We start from the raw sequence: 17,693 nt of genomic DNA, 5'->3' as shown, positions 1-17,693 counted from the left end.
AAAGAAAGCGGTGTTATTTTTGAAAGTACGTGACATTATGACAAATCCTGCCATTTCGGTGACGGGTGAAGATACGGTATGCGAGGCGGCGCGCGTTATGCAGGCGCACAACATCGGCGCACTGCCCGTGGTAAGCGAAAAAAACACGGTTGACGGCATTGTGACCGACCGCGACATTGTTTTGCGGACGGTTTCGCGCGGAAAAGACGCGTGCGAGATGAAGGTTAAAGACATTATGACCACCGAGGTTGAAAAAATCACGCCCGACACCGACATAAAAGACGCGGTGAAACGGCTCGGCACTGACAAAATCAGACGTGTGCCCGTGATAGAGAAAAACGAACTTGTGGGTATGCTCTCAATCGGCGACATTGCAACGCAAAGCGGATTTAACGCGGAAATCGCCGAGGCAATCTGCGAAATATCGAAGTGAAGTAAAAAACGAAGTAAATTTAAAACGAAGTGAAATAAAAAACTCTGTTCATATGAACAGAGTTTTTTCTGCCGAAAATCCTGTTATTTGATAGGATTTTTGTTATTTATCTGATTTGACCGTTGCCGTAAACGACGTATTTATAGCTCGTCAGCTCATTAAGTCCCATAGGACCGCGCGCGTGCATTTTCTGCGTGCTTATGCCGATTTCCGCGCCGAGCCCGAACTCACCGCCGTCGGTAAAGCGCGTTGACGCATTGACGTACACCGCCGCCGCGTCCGCCGAATCGAGAAATTTATTCGCTTTTTCGTAATTTTCGGTTATGATAACCTCGGAATGTTTCGTGCCGTATTTATCAATATGCGCAAGCGCCTCGTCCATACCGTCCACAATTTTCACCGCGATAATATAGTCCAAAAATTCATATTTGTAGTCGTCCTCCGTCGCCTTTTTCGCGGTTTCAAAAACTTTCAAACACTCGTCGCAGCCGCGGATTTCAACGTTTTTCGCACGAAGCGCGTCCTCCAGTTTTTTATAAAAACTTTTGTCGATATTTTTGTTAATCAGCACCGTTTCGAGCGCGTTGCACACTGACGGACGGCTTGTTTTCGCGTTCACGATAATATCAACCGCCATATCGAAATCACACTCGTCGTCAACATACGCGTGACAATTTCCCACACCCGTCTGAATTACGGGCACGGTCGCGTTTTTCACCACCGCATTTATCAGCGACGCACCTCCGCGCGGAATAAGAACGTCAATGTACTCATTCGCCGTCATCATAGCGTTTGCGCTGTCACGCGAGGTATCGGGAACGAGCGAAATTGTGCCGTCGGGAAAACCGAGGGGCGAAATCGCGTCCTGCATAATTTTTGCGAGCGCAAGATTTGAGTTTACCGCCTCTTTTCCGCCGCGCAAAATCACCGCGTTGGACGATTTTAAACAAAGCACTGCGGTGTCAACCGTAACGTTCGGGCGCGCCTCGTAAATCACGCCCACAACGCCGAGCGGAACGCGTCTTTTCGCGATAACAAGACCGTTCGGGCGCTTTGTCATAAAGTCCGCACCGCCAATCGGGTCGGGCAAATCCGCAACCTTTTTAACGCCGTCCGCAATGCCTTTTATGCGCTCTGATGTAAGCGCAAGACGGTCGCACATAGCCTTGCTTATGCCGTTCGCCTGCGCGTTTTCAACGTCTTTTTTATTTTCGAAAAGTATAAATTCCGTATTTTTCACAAGCGCGTCCGCAATGCTCAAAAGCGCGTCATTTTTTAAATTCTGTGACACGGTATTCAAGAATTTTTCCGCTTGTCTTGCCTTTTTTCCTAAAATTTCAACGCAGTTTTCACTCATTTTTTCTCCCCCTTAAACTCCGACACAAAAAGCGTGCCTTTTTTCTCGCCGTCAAAAATTTCGTAGAGGATATACGGGTTTTTACCGCTTGCGATAATCATATCCGCGCCGGCGTCCGTTGCGATTTTCGCCGCGTGGATTTTTGTGATCATACCGCCCGTACCGCGGTTTGACCCCTCGCCGCCCGCGCATTTTTCAATTTTTTCGTCGATTTTGTAAACCGTGTCAATGATTTTCGCATCGGAATATTTTCGAGGATTTTTGTCGTAAAGTCCGTCAATATCGGTAAGAATTATAAGAAGGTCGGCGCCCACCAGCTCGGCAACATAAGCCGAAAGCGTATCGTTGTCGCCGAATTCAAGCTGTTCGGTCGAAATTGGGTCATTTTCGTTTATGATGGGAACCGCCGACATCGCAAACAGATTTTCAAGCGTGCTTTTTGCGTTTTTGTATCGGTTTCCGTCCGAGATAACGTCTTTTGTGAGAAGCAACTGTGCGACGGTGTGACCGTAATGCGAAAAAAGCGAATCGTAAAAATTCATCAGTTCGCACTGACCGATTGCCGCAAGCGCCTGTTTTTTGTCAAGCTCGTCGGGCTTTTTTGAAAAGCCGACTTTGCCCATACCGACACCCACCGCACCGCTCGAAACAAGCACAATTTCAAGTCCGCGGTTTTTGAGGTCGGAAAGCACTTTTACAAGCTTTTCGATTGTTCGGATATTAAGACTTCCGCTCTCATATGTGAGCGTTGACGTGCCCACCTTCACAACCACTCTTTTAACATTGTCGAGATAATTCATTGTTTTCTCCTTATAAAAATTGCAAAAGGTTTCGGGGAAAAGCTCCCCAAAACCCCTTTTTTCTTTCTTATTTACGCAAATCCGACCTGCTTTTGTTTACGGATTCGCCCATTGCTTTTAATGTATTGTCAAGTTGAGATAAAAGGTTGTCGGAATATTCCAAAGTTCCGATTCTGATGTCGCGCGCGTTTTTCTGCGCCTTTGCGATGATTTCGTTAGCCTGCTCGTTTGCGCGTTTTGTAATTTCGTGCTCGTCCACCATCGAGATGATTTTCTGCTCCGCGTTTTTGATAATCAAATCCGCCTGTTTCTGCGCGTCGGCAAGAATTCTCGTTCTGTCCTCGGCAATGGATTTCGCCATTCTCACCTCGTCGGGAAGCTGAAGGCTGATGTCACCCACCAAATTCATAAGCTCCTCTTTATTGACAAACGCCTTTTTTATCAAAGGTATTTCCAAACTGCTGTCTATTTTTTCCTCCAACTCGCTTATAAGCTCTAAAATATCCATTTCGTCCTCCTAATCTTCAGGCATTGCTCGCCCTTTCAATAATATCCTTAACAATTCTCTCATCCACCAGTCCGTCCAGACTGCCCCCGTAGCGTGCAACCTCTTTAACTATGCTCGAGCTTAAAAAAGAATATTTCGCGCTCGTCATCATAAACATAGTTTCAATATTTTTTGCAAGCTTGTGGTTCATCAGCGCCATCTGAAATTCATATTCAAAATCCGAAATCGCACGAAGCCCTTTTATGATTACATTTGCGCCTTTATTTTCCATATATTCAACCAAAAGCCCCGAAAATGTGTCTACATAAACGTTGTCAAACTCGCCCGTAATGCGTTTTATAAGCTCCATTCGCTCCTCAATGGTAAACATCGGCGACGTTTTCGAGCTGTTTTTCAGCACCGCCACATACACCCTGTCAAAAACCTTTGACGCGCGCTTTATAATGTCGGTATGACCGTTTGTAATCGGGTCGAAGCTTCCGGGATAAACCGCGATATTTAATTTTTTATCCATATTAACCTCACTGCGAAAGATGTGATTTTTGCAAAATATAAAGCTTAACTCTGCCGTATTTTCGCTCTTTTAAAAGCGAAAATTCCAAAAAATCGTTTTCCGAAAATTTTTCGTCCGCGTCCGCCTCAAGCACGATAACCGCGCCGTCCCGCAAGAGATTGTTTTCGCAAAGAAGCTTTAAACAGTCCTTATAAACCCCCGCTTTATACGGCGGGTCAAGAAAAACGAGGCTGAATTTTTCGGCGCACGAATTCAAAAATCTTGCAAAATCCTCCGTCTTTACAACACTTTTTTCATCGAACCGTGTCTTTTTGATATTTCCCTCAATCACTGCTCTGCACTTTGGGTTTTTGTCAACAAACGTGCATTTTGACGCGCCTCTGCTCAAAGCCTCAAGCCCGAGCGCACCGCTCCCTGCAAAAAGGTCGAGCACATCTGCGCCGTCAAGATAAGGCATAAGCATAGAAAAAAGCGGTTCTTTCACTCTGTCGAGCGTAGGCCGTGTGTCAAGCGAGCCGAGCGACAAAAGTTTGAGTCCTCTCGCCGTACCTGCAATAATTCTCAAATTATGACCTCCCGCATTTTACGACAAACTGTTATACATCATATATTATATATTTTTTGTCGCATAATGTCAAGTATTTGACGTTATTTTGTTAAAATTGTAAACAAAAAAGCCTGCCGTAAAAACTTTTACGGCAAGCAAAAATTTCGATATTAAAAAATTATTCAAGCTTACTGCACATAATTTCAAGAATTTTTTGATAAATTTCCTCATAATTTTCCTTAAAATATGCCGCGCACTTTCTAGCCATTTCCCTGCTTCCGACGTTAAGCGCAAGGTCCAAAAGCTTTTCACCGTTTTCGTTGATTTCGCATTTTGCCATAAACACCCTTTCGCTTATCGGCAAAATATCCGCTTTAATCTCGCTCTCAAACTTGACGCGTTTGTTAACCTCGTCAACCGCGTCCAAAAGCTTTTCACGCACGCTGTAGGGAATGGATTTGTAAAAATAATTGATGTTTGTAACACCTGTATCGGTAATGGTATAAACCGTGTCGCCGTCGAACGAAATTTCTTTAAGACTGCCGTTATCTATAAGAAGATAAGTTATGTGCCCTATTTCAAAAAAATTCGTTTTCACGGCGGAGCCGACTATATTATGCAAAAGAGGAGCAGTCGCCCCCGTTTTTAAGTTTTTGATAACGTAAAGCACCGAAAGCTCAAGCTCATATTCGGTGGGACGGTATAAAAAATCCACTGTAAAAAATGTCCGCTCCTTCATAATTTCAAACTTAACAGCCTTTGAAAGCGAAGCGTTTCAAAAGCAAAAAACAGCCGTTTAACGCAGCTGTTTTCAGTCAACAATATACGGTTTAAGCTCCGCGAGCAAATCATCGCAGGTATCGCTGTGAACTTCAGCCTTAATCGGTTTTGTAAGATCCAAGCTGAAAATACCCATAATAGATTTTGCGTCAACCACATATCTGCCCGATGTCAAATCCATTTCGTAATCATATCTGTTAACGATATTTACAAAATTTTTAACGTCGTTAATCTGATTTAATGCAATATTAAAAGTTTTCATTCAAATTCCCCCTTTCTTCATTCAGGCATCAGGCGGACAAACCCCATCTGCCTTTATATGTTAATATTACCTCAAAATGTTATAAAAGTCAATAAAAATTTAAGTAAAATTTATTTTTGTAATTTGTTTGCAATAAATGTTGTGATAGTGTATAATAAATGTATAAAAACTTGTATTTTTAAACGAAAATTTGTAAAGGAAGAAGCAAAATTATGAAAACCGCTGCGTTTTACACCTTGGGCTGCAAGGTTAACCAATATGAAACCGAGGCTATGAGCGAAATTTTTTCAAAAAACGGATACAAAATCGCAGATTTTAACGAAGTTTGCGACGTTTATGTTATAAACACCTGCACGGTGACGAGTATCGGCGACAGAAAGTCGCGACAGATGATTAGGCGTGCAAAGCATCTCAACCCAAATTCCATCGTCGCGGTGGTGGGCTGTTATTCGCAGGTGTCGCCCGGCGAGGTGGCGAAAATCGAGGGTGTTAACATCATTCTCGGCACAAAGGACAGAAAAAATTTGTGCGAAATTGCAGACAAAATGCTCGCCGAAAAGGAAAATTCAAAAAAGGTTACCGACGTTGAAAACGCGCTTAAAAACCGCGAATACGAGGAACTTGAAATTAAAGAATATGCCGAAAAAACGCGCGCGTTCGTGAAAATCGAGGACGGGTGCAATGAATTTTGCACATACTGCATAATTCCGTTTGCGCGCGGACCCGTTCGGAGCCGAAAGCTTGAAAACATTGTAAAAGAAGTTGAATTTTTGGCGCAGAAAGGCTTTTGCGAGGTAGTGCTCACGGGTATTCACTTAGCGTCATACGGCAAGGATTTAAAAAACGTTTCGCTCTCCGACGTTATATGCGCGGTTGCCGAGGTTCCGGGCATAAGCAGAATACGTTTGGGCTCGCTCGAACCGAGGATTTTGACCGAGGAATTTATACAAAAAATCGCCGATACAAAAAAGGTGTGCAATCATTTTCACATATCGCTCCAGAGCGGTTGTGACGAAACATTAAAGCGTATGAACCGCAAATATACAACCGCGGAATACGAAAATTCCGTAAAGCTTTTGCGCAGATATTTTGACAACCCTGCAATCGCGACGGATATTATGGTAGGTTTTCCCGGCGAAACGGACGAAGAATTTGAAAAATCGCTTGCGTTTATGGAGAAAATCGCCTTTGCCGACGCACACGTTTTTTCATATTCAAACCGCAAGGGCACAAAGGCGGACGTTATGGAAAATCAGATTGACCCGAAAGTTAAGGAAGTGCGTCACAAGGCAATGGAGGGCACCGTTGCAAGGCTGAAAAACGAATATCTTGAAAGTATGGCCGGCAAAAATTTGAGCGTTCTTTTTGAACAGGAAATTTCGGACGGCGTGTATGAGGGAACTGCCGAAAATTACGCAAAAGTAATTATGAAAAGCGGCGCCGATATTTCAAAAAAATGCAAAACGGTGAAAATTACAAAAGCCGAAAACGGACTTTTGACCGCGGAATAAAACGTTTTTCAAAACAAACAGCAACCCAAGCTTATGCTTGGGTTGCTTTATATTTTTATCTTAAATTTATTCACCGTTTACAATGCCGTTAAATTTCCGAAGCCATGATTTATACTGTTCAAAATCAAACGGAGGGTATCCGCAAAGATAATGATTAAAAAACGTCTTTCCGTTCAAATTCCACTTTATCACAAGAAAACGTTTTTCGGAATAATAAATCCGCAGACTGTCGATTTTTTCAGCCGAGTTGGGTTTAATGCAAAATTCACCGCGTGCAAGGACCTCACCCGTGTCTATGTCACTCACCTCATACGTGCCCGACTTGGTTTCAAGGGTGTCGTTTTCGGCATAAAGCGGATAATTCCAGTTTTTAAGCCCGCCCATCATAAGCGCAAACGGCTGTTGGGAACGTTTTATATAGTAAAATGCAAGCTTTTTTTCATAAAAATAGTCCACAACCGCGTCGGACATCTGGGGCCAGCCGTCAAACAAATTCCACCATATTATTCCCGACGTTTCGCCCTTTTTCGTGCGGATATTCTCAATAAAAAACTTATCCGCCTCCGCCTGCGATATTTGCGACGCAAGCGAAAAATCTTCTATATTTTCAGCTTTTTTGCCGAAAAACTGCACAATCTGCTCGTCCATAAGCTTAACACGTCCCAAATTTCCCGTCTGGTCGGACGAATGGAGCGCCCACTGTTCGTTATAAACAGGCCAAACCTTGTTTTCGTCAACAATTTTTTTGAGCGACTCAACCGACGGACAGCCGTGATAGCCCTCCTCGCTGACAAACACGGCGTTTGTTTTGGAATAAAAATCCGCTTTAAAATAGTCGCGCGTGCCCCAAAGATGCTGTTCGGGCAAATACGCTTTCCCGTATCGGTAATCGTTTGCAACGCTGTCCGCGATATACGGCGAACTTTCGATATACGGGCGCGTTCTGTCGTGCTGTGCCAAAATTTTAGGCAAAAGCGTGCGTGTAACATAGTTTGTGCTCGGCACGGCGCCCATTTTCGCACCGCATTCGTCCACCTCGTTGTCGCCTGCCCACAAAATAAGCGACGGGTGATTGCGGAGCTTTTTTACTGCCCATTCAAACTCGCGCTCCAGCTTTTTCATATGTCCGCCGTCGGGTGACTGCGGATAGCAAGCCATCATAAAATCCTGCCACACCATTATGCCGTTTCGGTCGCAGAAGTCGTAAAATTCCTTTTGTTCGTACACACCGCCTCCCCACACGCGGAGTATGTTGCACTCACATTCCTTTGCAAGCTCAAGCATTTTTGCATACCGCGCCTTGTCACGGCTGTGATACGCGTCAACGGGAACGTGGTTGCTTCCCTTGCACATCACGGGAACGTCATTTATGTAAAACTGAAATTTTCCCTTTTCGCATTTCGACGTTTCGGTGCGCTCAAGCCTCACTGTGCGTATTCCGAGCGTTTCGGTGCGTATATCTTTAATATTGCCGTCCGACACAAGCTCGGCTTTTAATTCGTACACATTCGCACTGCCGTAGCCGTACGGAAACCACAGCAGTGGATTTTTTACTTCTATGTTCATAACGCACGCGGTAAAACGGTTGAGCTTTTGCGTTTTTTCAAAACAGCTGTCACCGCACCGTCCGCTTATTTTTATTTCGTTGTCCTTCCGATATTCCCCATACGGCATTTTTACCGAAATCCAAAAGCGTATATATGCCGATTTTTCGGTTGCTTTTATCACTTCATAGCTCAATTCGTCAATGTTAAAACCGTCGTCACAGACAAGCTTTACATCGCGGTATATGCCTGCGCTCACCGCACGGGGCATAATATCCCAGCCGAACGAATGTATACTTTTCCGCACATACGACGCATAGTTTGTGTGAAAATACATCATTCCCTGATTGTATTTTTGGCTCAAAACATACGGCATAACGGGCTTTATATGCACGCAGACCGTGTTTTTTGCGCCCTTTTTCACAAAGTCCGACGCGTCAAACTCAATCTCGCAGAACGCGTTGTCCGACGTGTGCACGAGCGTGCCGTTTATGTAATAATCGGCGAAACAGTCAACCATACCGAAATTAAGATAAATTCTGTCATTCGTTTCGGGAACGTCAAACGCGCGCTCAAACCACCAGTGATAATCCTCGAATTTCATATTTTCTTCGGTCGCCATACCCTTGTATAAATCCGCGCCGATTTTTCCTGCGCCGGCAAGCGCGGTTTCAACGTTGCACGGGACGTTTGCCGTGATTTTTGTGCTTAAAATTTTGTCATTTTCGCACGGAAGCTTTACATCTGTGTCGTATTTTTCGCAGTAATACAAATTCCATTCGCCGTTTAAATCAGTAAATTTTCTCATATTTGTGCCTTTCGTTTTTACTGTACCGTTTTCTCGTCCAAAACAAGCTTTCTGCTTTCAATTCCGACGTTTTTGCCCGTGATGTTCTGCTGTTTTATCACGTTTGCAACGCGCTCGCCCAAAACATTTATTCCGTCCTCGTTCGGGTGGATCATATCGTCCGAAATGTATTTTTCCCTGTCGGGATAAATAAGCGCGTGAAGGTCGTTTATAACAATGTCCTCGTCCTTGAAAGCGTCCAGCACCGCCCTGTTGTAACTTATAATATCGCCGTTTCTGTGTGCCGGAGGCATAGGTCCGTCAAGCTTGTATTTTTCGTCCGCAACGGGCGTAGTAGTTGCAAAAATAATTTTTGCGCCCGTTTTTTTAAGCTCGCGCAGAATTTTTTTCATATTGCGCACATACTCGTCCGCAGAGGCGAAACAGCCGTCGCATTTATATAAAACCGCGGTATCCCACAATCCTGCATTAAAGTGAATTATGTCGGGCGACGGAAATTCCGCAAGGTAAAAACGCAGACTGTTTAAAAGATAAAGCGAAAATCTGCAATTTTCCTTGGGCGACCACACCTCATAATTTTCACCCAAAATTTCCTTTGTCTTTTCCTGATAAAACATTCTCACCGAATCGCCGAGAAGCATTACTCTTATCATAAAAATTCTCCTTTTTGCAAAAATCACGCCAGGCAGTTTCCGTATTTATCGACGGAATACACCGCGTATTTGCCGTTTGCGTCCGTCTTATATTCGTTTGCAACGGTGGAGGCAATCTGTCTGCCGTCTTTATACACGCGGTAATAGCAATGCTCCGCATCCTTGCACTCACTCCATTTGAGCACACCGCCGTCAAACTCAATTTCCGAAATTTCGGACGGTTTTCTGTCTTTATAATCGGTGGTTAAAAACACAACCGAATTTTTGCGCAGTTTAACGTTAAATTCTCCGTTTTTTACACCGACAAGCTCGGAAAACTTTTGCAAATCGTTAAATTCGTTATATGGAACGTTATCCGCCTCATACACATATTTTCTGAACGGCTTGTCAACATTATGTTCAATGTCAAAGCAAATTTCCGCGTCGTTTTGATGCCTGTTTACAATTATCACCGACACCGAGCCGTCAGGATTTGTCACCGCGGCGCATCGGATAAGCGAATCGGATTTTTCAATCTTCAGAACGCGCGAGTTTTTCTTAAAAAACTTTGCAAAATATCCCATAACATAGAGCATTGCGCGCGACGAATAGTCGTTTTCGTCGTCACACCATTTCAAAAGACCGTTTTTGTTGTAGCGTATGCTTATGCCGTGACCCGAAAATCTTGCCGCGTCAAAGCGCGCTTTTTCTTCTTCGGTATCGCCGTCCTCTTTTAAAAACGGGTCGGGATAGTCGAACATAGACCAATACACCGTCGCAAGACACCCTGCATTGATGGCGGCAATGCTCACTTCGGCAACCGAGAGCGGAGCCATATTTTCGCTTTCGGGAATATCCACGCCGTAGTAAACGTCGTTGCTCATAACCTCGTTTTGCTTATCGGGCGCTTTTATGCCGTATTCGCCGAGTATAAACCGCTTTTCGCGCCTTAATGCGATTTTCACAAGTCGCTCGTACACGTCATAGTAAAAATCGTGCATATCGCTGTCCTCGGTTGTGTAGCCTCTCACATATGTATGCGCGCAGTACGCGTCGGTTATTTCGTCCATATTTTCGCTCGCCCAGCGTATCTGATGAAGATTTGAAAGCTCCGAGCAATCGGTCGCAAGCAGTCCGACGTCAATATTGTGACGCTTGAATGCATGGTAAAGCTCGGTGTGAAGCCTTTTGAAAAGGTCGAGATTACGCGAAAGATACGCGCACGAATTACCGCACGACAGCTCGTTTGTCACACAGTAATAGCGTATTTTGGTAAGCTTTTTTTCGTTTATGAGATACGAAAGGTTTTTTGCAACCTTTTCGCAGTATTCGTAAATGTCGAAATATTCGTCGGGGAACGGCATTCTGCCCGGCACGAGATAAAGCACCGTGCCCGATTTGCGGAACGTCAAATCGTAATACTCAGCAAATGCGTCCATAGCGGATTTTGTCCAGTCGGCATAGCCGGCAAACACCCTTGAAAATGTGGGCGAAATTTCGTTAAACGTTTTCAAAACGCCCTCGTTTTTAAACTTTTCGTTCATAATTTTATACATTGTCGCTTCGTTGTTGTGAAATCCCACACCGCCGAAAAGCCAGCGGAGGCGCGGTTTTTTTATGCTTATTTTCTCCATTTTCGTTTTCTCCTAAAAAAGATATATAAATTTTATGTTCATCAAAACCACCGAAACAATTCCGCACAAAACCGACGCTTTCTGCCGTGCGGAAAGCTTGTCTTTAAAAAACAGAACGCCGATAAAGCTCATCATAAGCGACTGCATACCCGAATATGCCGGAAACATAAAAATTCCGTCAATCACACCCGTCGCATACATATAAATCTGCTGGTATACGCAGAGCACAATGCCGATAAGCGCGGTGTAAAACAAAATACCGCCGTATTTCTTTTTGCTTTTTTCTCTGCTCTCTTTATTTTTAATTCCGCCTGCTGTATACACCGCCGACAGCATTACCGCACCGAAAAGGTAGACATAAAACAAAAATGACGAATTTGAATTTTTCACCGCCGACGCACCGAATATTTTTTGTATACTGCTTGAAATTCCCGACGCAAAAAACGCGGTGAGTGTGTATAAAATCCACTTTTTCGTTTTTTTCGCCGTCCGCTCGTCCTTGTTTACGCAAAGAAACATTGCGCCCAGAAGAAACGCTATGCCGAAAATTTGCGTAAGATAAACCTTTTCTTTAAACATTATTATGCTTACAACGGTGGTTATGAGTATGTTTAAATTAACAATCAAAACCGTCACCGAAACAGGTCCGCTGTTAAGCGCGAGGGAATATCCGCACTGAAACAGAACCATACAAATCCCAACCGCAAAGGCAGGCGCAAGAACCGATATTCCAACCTTTTTTATGCCGAAAAACAAAAATGTGAAAATCGCTATCGACAAAAACAACAGCGCATTGAAAAACACATTTTCTCTTGACGACGACACATATTTTCTGCACGCTTTTCCCTGAAACGTCACCTTTACACACGCTAAAAGCGCAAGCAGAAAAACAATTAAAAAGTCTTTTATGTTAATCATAAATTTTTATTATCCTCTTAAATATTTTTCGGCAAAAAGATAAACTCCCGCCGTCCAGCCCAGCATAACACGGCTTTCGTAGTCCGATTTTGTATCGGTATCGCCTGTGAGAACGTTATACTTTTCCCACAGCGTGCCCGTTTTTTCAAACAGTTTTTCCACTGCCGACGTATATTTTTGCGCAATCCGCACCGCGTCGGATTTATAGCCGTAATTATCGAGCGCACATATAACAATGTAATTGAGCGGTGCCCAGCCGTTTGGATAATCCCACTGATAAACGCAGGGCGAAACGTTTTTTGCGCACGCGCTTATGCCGTGCTCAAATTCAATTTCAGAAAGCCTTTCAACCGTAAGACGCGCCCTTTCGCCGTCGGCAATCTTTGCCCACAGCGGATAGAACGACGCGGCGGAAAACACCTGGCTAAAACTGTTTTGAACAAAATTAAAATCATAATATGCCGTTTTGTTCCACAAAATTTTGTTCATTAAATTTTTTCGTTTTTCCGCTTTTTCGCGCCACGCATTTTTTTCTTCGCTCATTTTTAAAACATTTGCAAAATGCTCAAAGTTTTTCTCATATATGTAAAGATTGCTGTTTAAATCCGCAAAAACATATTCCGATTGCTTCATATTGCATCTCGGGTTAAAATCCCACCCGCTTTCGCAGTCGGACAAAAAATTCTTCGCAAATTCCTCATAGCTTTTGCACTCAACCTTAAAGTTGAGCCTTTTGCAAATACTGTTATAGTGCTTTTCACAGTCGTCTATATATTCCATATTCACGCCGAAACGGTTAAGCCCCGCCGGCGTAATCCTCTTTGTCTGCCAGAAATTATATTCTTTTTTCAGCGTTTCGTATGCTTTTTTAAGCCAATTTGTATCGCCGTATTTTTCGTATACATCGCGCACCATCATAGAAAGAAACGGAGGCTGTGACTGACCGAGATAATACGTTCTGTTGCCGTTCGGCATAAAACCGTATTTTTCGACAAGATAAAGCATATCGTCGGTGCAGTTTTTTGCAATATCCGCATAGCCCGAAAGATAAAGACCCTTGCAGGTAAAAAAAGTGTCCCAGTAGTACATTTCCTGAAAATGCCCGTCGGGACTCGGCACTATATAAGGATACGGAAGTCCGATAAGCGTGCCGTCGTCATCGGGCGAAAAACGCACGCATTTTTTGAAATTTTCGCGTATATATTCTTTAACACTGTCACTTGTCATCTGTATGCTCCTCTTTCCCCGTTCCGAGAATGTTGTTTCTGTATGTTGTCGGCGGAACGCCCACCGCGTCGGTAAATTTTGCAGTAAAATAGTTTGCGTCCACAAAGCCTATCATTTCGGCAACCTCGTAAACCTTAACGTCGTCCGACGCAAGAAGTTTTTTTGCCTTTTCAATACGCAGTTCGTTGATGTACGTATTAAAACTTTTGCCGATTTTCTTTCGGAACACGCGTCCGAGATACACGACGTTTATATAATATCTGTCCGCAACCGCCTGCAAATTAAGTTCGGGGTCGTTGTAGTGCGAATTTACATATTCGATAACGTCGTTTACTATGCCGAGCGATTTTTTGTCTTTCTGGCGGTCGATAAAGTCCGTAATCTCGCACAGTGTTTCGCGCAGAAACTCCGTCAGCAAATCCGCGTCGATAAGGCACTGGCCTCGTATCATAGAAAATCTGTTTATATATTTTAAAACGTCGATTTTGTATTCGCCGAAATATCCGCCCAGCTCAAAAAACACGTTGTAAATATACATAATCGCCGCGTCGGCGCTTATTTTTTTCTTTTTCACCGCAGTGCAAAATTCATCGGTGCAGATTTTCACCTCTTCACCGCTCCCCTTTTTCACCGCGGATGTTATTTTTTCGATAAGCGCTTTATCGTCAAAAACCTTTACATAATCGCTTCCCGTGTAATCGTCGTACAAAAACACATCGGTTCGGTCCGAATAAAAGAAAATTTCGTACAAATCCTTTATCGAATTTTTCGATTCTATAATTTTGCGTACGTCGTCCGCCTCTTTGCCGGCAAAAATATAAAAATCGAAATCCGCTCTTGTGCTTATGTGACTGCGCAGGTCTTTCAAAAGCGTGCGGATATCGTTATTCTTCGACGGAACAATGCACTCAATGCTCCGCGACGCTGTGTTTTTCACAACAAGATTTGAATTTATGCCGTCAAAACTTTTAACCGCATCAAAAAGAATATCGGTGTTTCTGCTCTCCGCGTGCGCCTTGTTTGAAATAACCTTTCCGTCACGGCACCGAACGGCAACGCACCTCGCCTTGCCTATGCTCTGCGCAAGGTCGAAATCCTCGCTTGACGGTTTTCCCGAAAGTGCGGTATACGCCCAGTAGTTAAGACGGCTGTCGTATTTGCGCTTGTTTTCGTCGTGTTCTTCTTTGATGTTTTTTAAAATGCCGATAAGCTCGTCCTCTTCGACGGGCTTTAACAAATACCCTTTTACGCCGTAATCTATAGCGGTTTTTGCATATTCAAACTCACTGTAACCCGAGATGATGATAAATTTTAAATTCTGCTTTATTCCGCGCAGTTTTTTAATCATCTCAAGTCCCGTCATTTCGGGCATACGTATGTCGGTAATCACAACGTCAACATCATTTTCCGCGCAAAACTCCATTGCCTGATACGCATTTCTTGCGGCGACGGTGACGCAAAATCCGAAAGACTCCCAGTCGATAAGATGCTTTAATCCCTCGGTTATTATTCTGTTGTCGTCAACGATTATAACGTTAAGCATATTTTCAAAAACCTCTGCAATCAATATTTTCTGAAAGGAATTTTTATTGTGAAAACCGTTTCCTTATACGGCTCGCTTGTGCAGTAAAATTCAAATTTGTCGTTGAAATAAAGCTCCAGTCGGTTAACCACATTTTGCAGTCCCACTCTGTTTGTAACCGTTTTAAACTCCCTTTTGTTTATCGCGTCAACCGTTTTTTTGCTCATACCGGCTCCGCTGTCGCTCACGCGCAGCAAAACACTTTGGCCGATTTTTTTAACCTTCACGTCCACACTGCATTTTTCTATGCTCTTGTCAACGCCGTGGACAAAAGCGTTTTCCAAAATCACCTGAAGCGTGATTTTCGGCAAAAGCGCATCTTCCGCCTCCTTGTCAATATCCATTGTAACTTCAACGTCGTCGGAATAGTAATATTTTTGCAGACGTATGTAGGAATTTACAAAAATCATCTCGTCCCTGACGGTTATGAGGTCGTCTTTCCAGTCGATAAGCCATCGGAAAATCGCCGACATATTTTTGATAATCTGCGCCGTTTCGCCCTCCTTGCGGACAAGACAGCCCATACGCACCGCCTCTAAAATGTTGAACATAAAGTGCGGATTTATCTGGCTTTGCAATGCCTGAAACTTTGCCTGCGACTTTTCCTTTTCAATTTCAAGTTCGCGCATTTTTGCCTCGACAACCTCTTTCAAAAGCTGTTTTATGCGTATAACCGCGCCGTTCATACCGCGCGTGAGTATTCCTATTTCGTCGTTGCCGACGTTTTCTTCGGGCACAAGTTCAAACGTTCCGTTTATCATATTTTTTGTGCATACGGTGAGCTGACCGAGCTTTTTGGTGAACGGATAAATTACCTTGTAAAGCGCGAAAAACGCGAGTATGATGCTGAAAATAATAATCAGCGCAAAAAGTATCACTTCGGACGTAAACACATTTGGCGTACGCGATTTGTCAATGCTTCCGGCAATTTTGTATCCGTTGGGAAAACTGAATTCAAAAACCTTGAAATCGCCCGTTAAACGCAGAGAATTTTTGTAACCGCCGTCGGTTCTGTCGCACCCGGCAATTATGCCGTCGTCGCTTTTTAAAAAGTACAGATTGCTTGTGTTTGAGTTTTGTTCAAGCACATTATAAATTTCCTTTTCGAGAATATCTATCTTCAAAAAGTTACTGCCGTTTTTGGTTTTGATATAATCAAGACGCTGAATATAGCTTACAACGTTTGAATTGTAATCGGGCGAATAATACGAAATAACCGCCGTGCCCGAATTTGACTTAAGGTACTCGTTGTACCACACACTGCCCGACGGAATATCGCCTGTTTTGACAAGCGCCGAACCGCGCAGAAGATTTGGATTGTCCGAATATATGTTTACCGAATTGATAAAGGTGTTCGATTTAAAATACGTGCAGAATTCCTCTATCTGATTTGACGCGTCAAGACTTTCGCTCAATGTCATTTTGCCCAAATCGAGAAGTTTATACAGCTTGTCATTGCAATAGAGCATATCGGATATAAACACTATACGGTCAAACTGGTTTGAAAGCGCAGTGCTTGATTTTTCAATATCGTAATTAAGATTGTCATTCTGCTGATGCTCAATCCGCGAAACGGAAATGTTGTAGTAAAAAATGCTCATCAAAAGCAGAGGAATAAACACACAAATTATGTAAATCACCGTAAGCTTGGTTTTAAACGACAAGTTTTTCACACCGCGCACTCCTTTATCAATCGGAATTTCTGCAATTTTTTATCCTTTGACCGAACCCACCATAACACCTTTTACAAAATATTTCTGCACAAACGGATACATACACCAAACAGGTATGCAGGCAACCAAAATTACCGCGTATTTCATCGACTCCGAAAGTGCGTCAAGTTTGCTTGAGCCGTCCGCCGCGCCGCTCATTGCCGCCGCGGCCTCGGTGCTGTTTGCAAGAAGAATTTCCTTTAATATAAGCTGGAGCGGAAACTTTGTTTTGTCGTTGAGGTAAAGATACGCGCCGAACCACGCGTTCCACGCCGCAACGCCGAAATAGAGCGCGAGCACCGCCAAAATTGCTTTGGACACGGGAAGAACTATGCTTATAAGAAATCTTATGTTTCCGCAGCCGTCAAGCTTCGCCGCCTCCAAAAGCTCGTCGGGGATTGTGGACTGGAAAAACGTGCGAGCAACTATGATGTTGTACGCGTTTATAAGCCACGGCAGAATTACCGACATTCTTTTGTCGATAAGGTGCAAATCCTTAACAAGCAGGTATGACGGAATTACACCGCCCGAAAACAGCATTGTGAACGTAAACAGAAACATTAAAACATTGCGTCCGTAAAGGTCTTTTCTCGAAAGCGGATATGCCGCGAGAACACTCACCGCAACCGACATAGCCGTGCCTACTACGGTGTAGAAAATCGAGTTTGCATAACCCGTTAAAATTCTCGAATCGCTGAAAACCGCTTTATAGCTTTCAAAGCTTATACCCTCGGGAAGAAGAAAAACCTTGCCCTGCAAAACGTTTGAGGGGACGGAAATCGACGCCGAAATAATGTTCATAAGCGGAAGTATTACAAGCGCAAGAAATACCAGCATTATAACGTCTATAACCGCGAAAAACACTCTGTCGCCGACCGATGTTGATTTGATTTTGTTTTTTGTTTTCAAAAAATTCCCCTCCTT

17 protein-coding genes are annotated in these 17,693 nt (G+C 43.6%); 2 read left to right on the top strand and 15 right to left on the bottom strand.

The window, feature by feature from the left end:
• Window positions 1-10 precede the first annotated feature (10 nt).
• Window positions 11-433, top strand: a complete 423-nt coding sequence (locus H8706_RS03655) for a CBS domain-containing protein (RefSeq protein WP_262431538.1) — start codon at window positions 11-13, stop codon at window positions 431-433.
• A gap of 106 nt (window positions 434-539) precedes the next feature.
• On the opposite strand, the gene H8706_RS03650 is transcribed toward H8706_RS03655, so the two are convergent.
• The 7 genes from H8706_RS03650 to H8706_RS03620 all read right to left on the bottom strand — a co-directional run bounded on the left by H8706_RS03650 (window position 540) and on the right by H8706_RS03620 (window position 5,201).
• Window positions 540-1,790, bottom strand: coding sequence for a glutamate-5-semialdehyde dehydrogenase (locus tag H8706_RS03650; RefSeq protein ID WP_262431537.1), 1,251 nt, complete (start codon window positions 1,788-1,790; stop codon window positions 540-542).
• Window positions 1,787-2,590 (bottom strand): glutamate 5-kinase, encoded by an 804-nt coding sequence (gene proB, locus H8706_RS03645; RefSeq protein WP_262431536.1) that lies wholly within the window; start codon window positions 2,588-2,590, stop codon window positions 1,787-1,789. Before proB ends, H8706_RS03650 begins: the two co-directional genes overlap by 4 nt.
• Window positions 2,591-2,657: 67 nt before the next feature.
• A complete protein-coding gene (locus tag H8706_RS03640; protein ID WP_178347273.1) occupies window positions 2,658-3,098 on the bottom strand; it encodes an ATPase in 441 nt (146 codons plus the stop codon).
• A 16-nt stretch (window positions 3,099-3,114) separates the two neighbouring features.
• The gene (gene coaD, locus H8706_RS03635) at window positions 3,115-3,612 is read right to left on the bottom strand and encodes a pantetheine-phosphate adenylyltransferase (protein ID WP_262431535.1); all 498 of its coding nucleotides are present in this window, start codon (window positions 3,610-3,612) and stop codon (window positions 3,115-3,117) included.
• Window positions 3,613-3,619: 7 nt separating this feature from the next.
• The gene (gene rsmD, locus H8706_RS03630; RefSeq protein WP_262431534.1) at window positions 3,620-4,177 is read right to left on the bottom strand and encodes a 16S rRNA (guanine(966)-N(2))-methyltransferase RsmD; all 558 of its coding nucleotides are present in this window, start codon (window positions 4,175-4,177) and stop codon (window positions 3,620-3,622) included.
• A gap of 160 nt (window positions 4,178-4,337) precedes the next feature.
• Window positions 4,338-4,874 (bottom strand): DUF4364 family protein, encoded by a 537-nt coding sequence (locus H8706_RS03625; protein ID WP_262431533.1) that lies wholly within the window; start codon window positions 4,872-4,874, stop codon window positions 4,338-4,340.
• Between the two features lie 96 nt (window positions 4,875-4,970).
• A complete protein-coding gene (locus tag H8706_RS03620; protein ID WP_178347277.1) occupies window positions 4,971-5,201 on the bottom strand; it encodes an HPr family phosphocarrier protein in 231 nt (76 codons plus the stop codon).
• Between the two features lie 212 nt (window positions 5,202-5,413).
• On the opposite strand from H8706_RS03620, the gene mtaB reads away from it, so the two are divergent.
• A complete protein-coding gene (gene mtaB, locus H8706_RS03615; protein WP_262431532.1) occupies window positions 5,414-6,712 on the top strand; it encodes a tRNA (N(6)-L-threonylcarbamoyladenosine(37)-C(2))-methylthiotransferase MtaB in 1,299 nt (432 codons plus the stop codon).
• 66 nt (window positions 6,713-6,778) lie between these two features.
• On the opposite strand, the gene H8706_RS03610 is transcribed toward mtaB, so the two are convergent.
• From H8706_RS03610 to H8706_RS03575, 8 genes are read right to left on the bottom strand one after another with little or no spacing between them, the layout of a single operon-like run.
• On the bottom strand, window positions 6,779-9,064 hold the full coding sequence (locus H8706_RS03610; protein ID WP_262431531.1) for a glycoside hydrolase family 2 protein: 2,286 nt from the start codon (window positions 9,062-9,064) through the stop codon (window positions 6,779-6,781).
• Window positions 9,065-9,081: 17 nt separating this feature from the next.
• The gene (locus H8706_RS03605) at window positions 9,082-9,717 is read right to left on the bottom strand and encodes an SGNH/GDSL hydrolase family protein (protein ID WP_262431530.1); all 636 of its coding nucleotides are present in this window, start codon (window positions 9,715-9,717) and stop codon (window positions 9,082-9,084) included.
• Between the two features lie 23 nt (window positions 9,718-9,740).
• A complete protein-coding gene (locus H8706_RS03600; protein WP_262431529.1) occupies window positions 9,741-11,330 on the bottom strand; it encodes a glycoside hydrolase in 1,590 nt (529 codons plus the stop codon).
• A gap of 12 nt (window positions 11,331-11,342) precedes the next feature.
• Entirely contained in the window at window positions 11,343-12,248 is a 906-nt protein-coding gene (locus H8706_RS03595) for a DMT family transporter (RefSeq protein WP_262431528.1), read from the bottom strand.
• A 9-nt stretch (window positions 12,249-12,257) separates the two neighbouring features.
• Entirely contained in the window at window positions 12,258-13,475 is a 1,218-nt protein-coding gene (locus H8706_RS03590; RefSeq protein ID WP_262431527.1) for an alpha,alpha-trehalase, read from the bottom strand.
• Window positions 13,465-15,018 (bottom strand): response regulator transcription factor, encoded by a 1,554-nt coding sequence (locus H8706_RS03585; protein WP_262431526.1) that lies wholly within the window; start codon window positions 15,016-15,018, stop codon window positions 13,465-13,467. Before H8706_RS03585 ends, H8706_RS03590 begins: the two co-directional genes overlap by 11 nt.
• A gap of 20 nt (window positions 15,019-15,038) precedes the next feature.
• On the bottom strand, window positions 15,039-16,730 hold the full coding sequence (locus H8706_RS03580) for a sensor histidine kinase (RefSeq protein ID WP_262431525.1): 1,692 nt from the start codon (window positions 16,728-16,730) through the stop codon (window positions 15,039-15,041).
• Between the two features lie 39 nt (window positions 16,731-16,769).
• The gene (locus tag H8706_RS03575) at window positions 16,770-17,678 is read right to left on the bottom strand and encodes a carbohydrate ABC transporter permease (RefSeq protein WP_262431524.1); all 909 of its coding nucleotides are present in this window, start codon (window positions 17,676-17,678) and stop codon (window positions 16,770-16,772) included.
• Between the last annotated feature and the right edge of the window lie 15 nt (window positions 17,679-17,693).

The sequence above is a fragment of the Qingrenia yutianensis genome, assembly GCF_014385105.1.
Classification (GTDB): Bacteria; Bacillota; Clostridia; order UMGS1810; family UMGS1810; genus Qingrenia; species Qingrenia yutianensis.
Note: the sequence above shows the minus strand (reverse complement) of the source record. Positions and strands in the feature narration are given on the sequence as shown.

Bases quoted from the DNA above. Each gene is read 5' to 3' on its own strand.
- H8706_RS03650 (WP_262431537.1), bottom strand. From the start codon at position 1,790: ATGAGTGAAAACTGCGTTGAAATTTTAGGAAAAAAGGCAAGACAAGCG.
- proB (WP_262431536.1), bottom strand. From the start codon at position 2,590: ATGAATTATCTCGACAATGTTAAAAGAGTGGTTGTGAAGGTGGGCACG.
- H8706_RS03640 (WP_178347273.1), bottom strand. From the start codon at position 3,098: ATGGATATTTTAGAGCTTATAAGCGAGTTGGAGGAAAAAATAGACAGC.
- coaD (WP_262431535.1), bottom strand. From the start codon at position 3,612: ATGGATAAAAAATTAAATATCGCGGTTTATCCCGGAAGCTTCGACCCG.
- H8706_RS03620 (WP_178347277.1), bottom strand. From the start codon at position 5,201: ATGAAAACTTTTAATATTGCATTAAATCAGATTAACGACGTTAAAAAT.
- mtaB (WP_262431532.1), top strand. From the start codon at position 5,414: ATGAAAACCGCTGCGTTTTACACCTTGGGCTGCAAGGTTAACCAATAT.
- H8706_RS03610 (WP_262431531.1), bottom strand. From the start codon at position 9,064: ATGAGAAAATTTACTGATTTAAACGGCGAATGGAATTTGTATTACTGC.
- H8706_RS03605 (WP_262431530.1), bottom strand. From the start codon at position 9,717: ATGATAAGAGTAATGCTTCTCGGCGATTCGGTGAGAATGTTTTATCAG.
- H8706_RS03600 (WP_262431529.1), bottom strand. From the start codon at position 11,330: ATGGAGAAAATAAGCATAAAAAAACCGCGCCTCCGCTGGCTTTTCGGC.
- H8706_RS03595 (WP_262431528.1), bottom strand. From the start codon at position 12,248: ATGATTAACATAAAAGACTTTTTAATTGTTTTTCTGCTTGCGCTTTTA.
- H8706_RS03590 (WP_262431527.1), bottom strand. From the start codon at position 13,475: ATGACAAGTGACAGTGTTAAAGAATATATACGCGAAAATTTCAAAAAA.
- H8706_RS03585 (WP_262431526.1), bottom strand. From the start codon at position 15,018: ATGCTTAACGTTATAATCGTTGACGACAACAGAATAATAACCGAGGGA.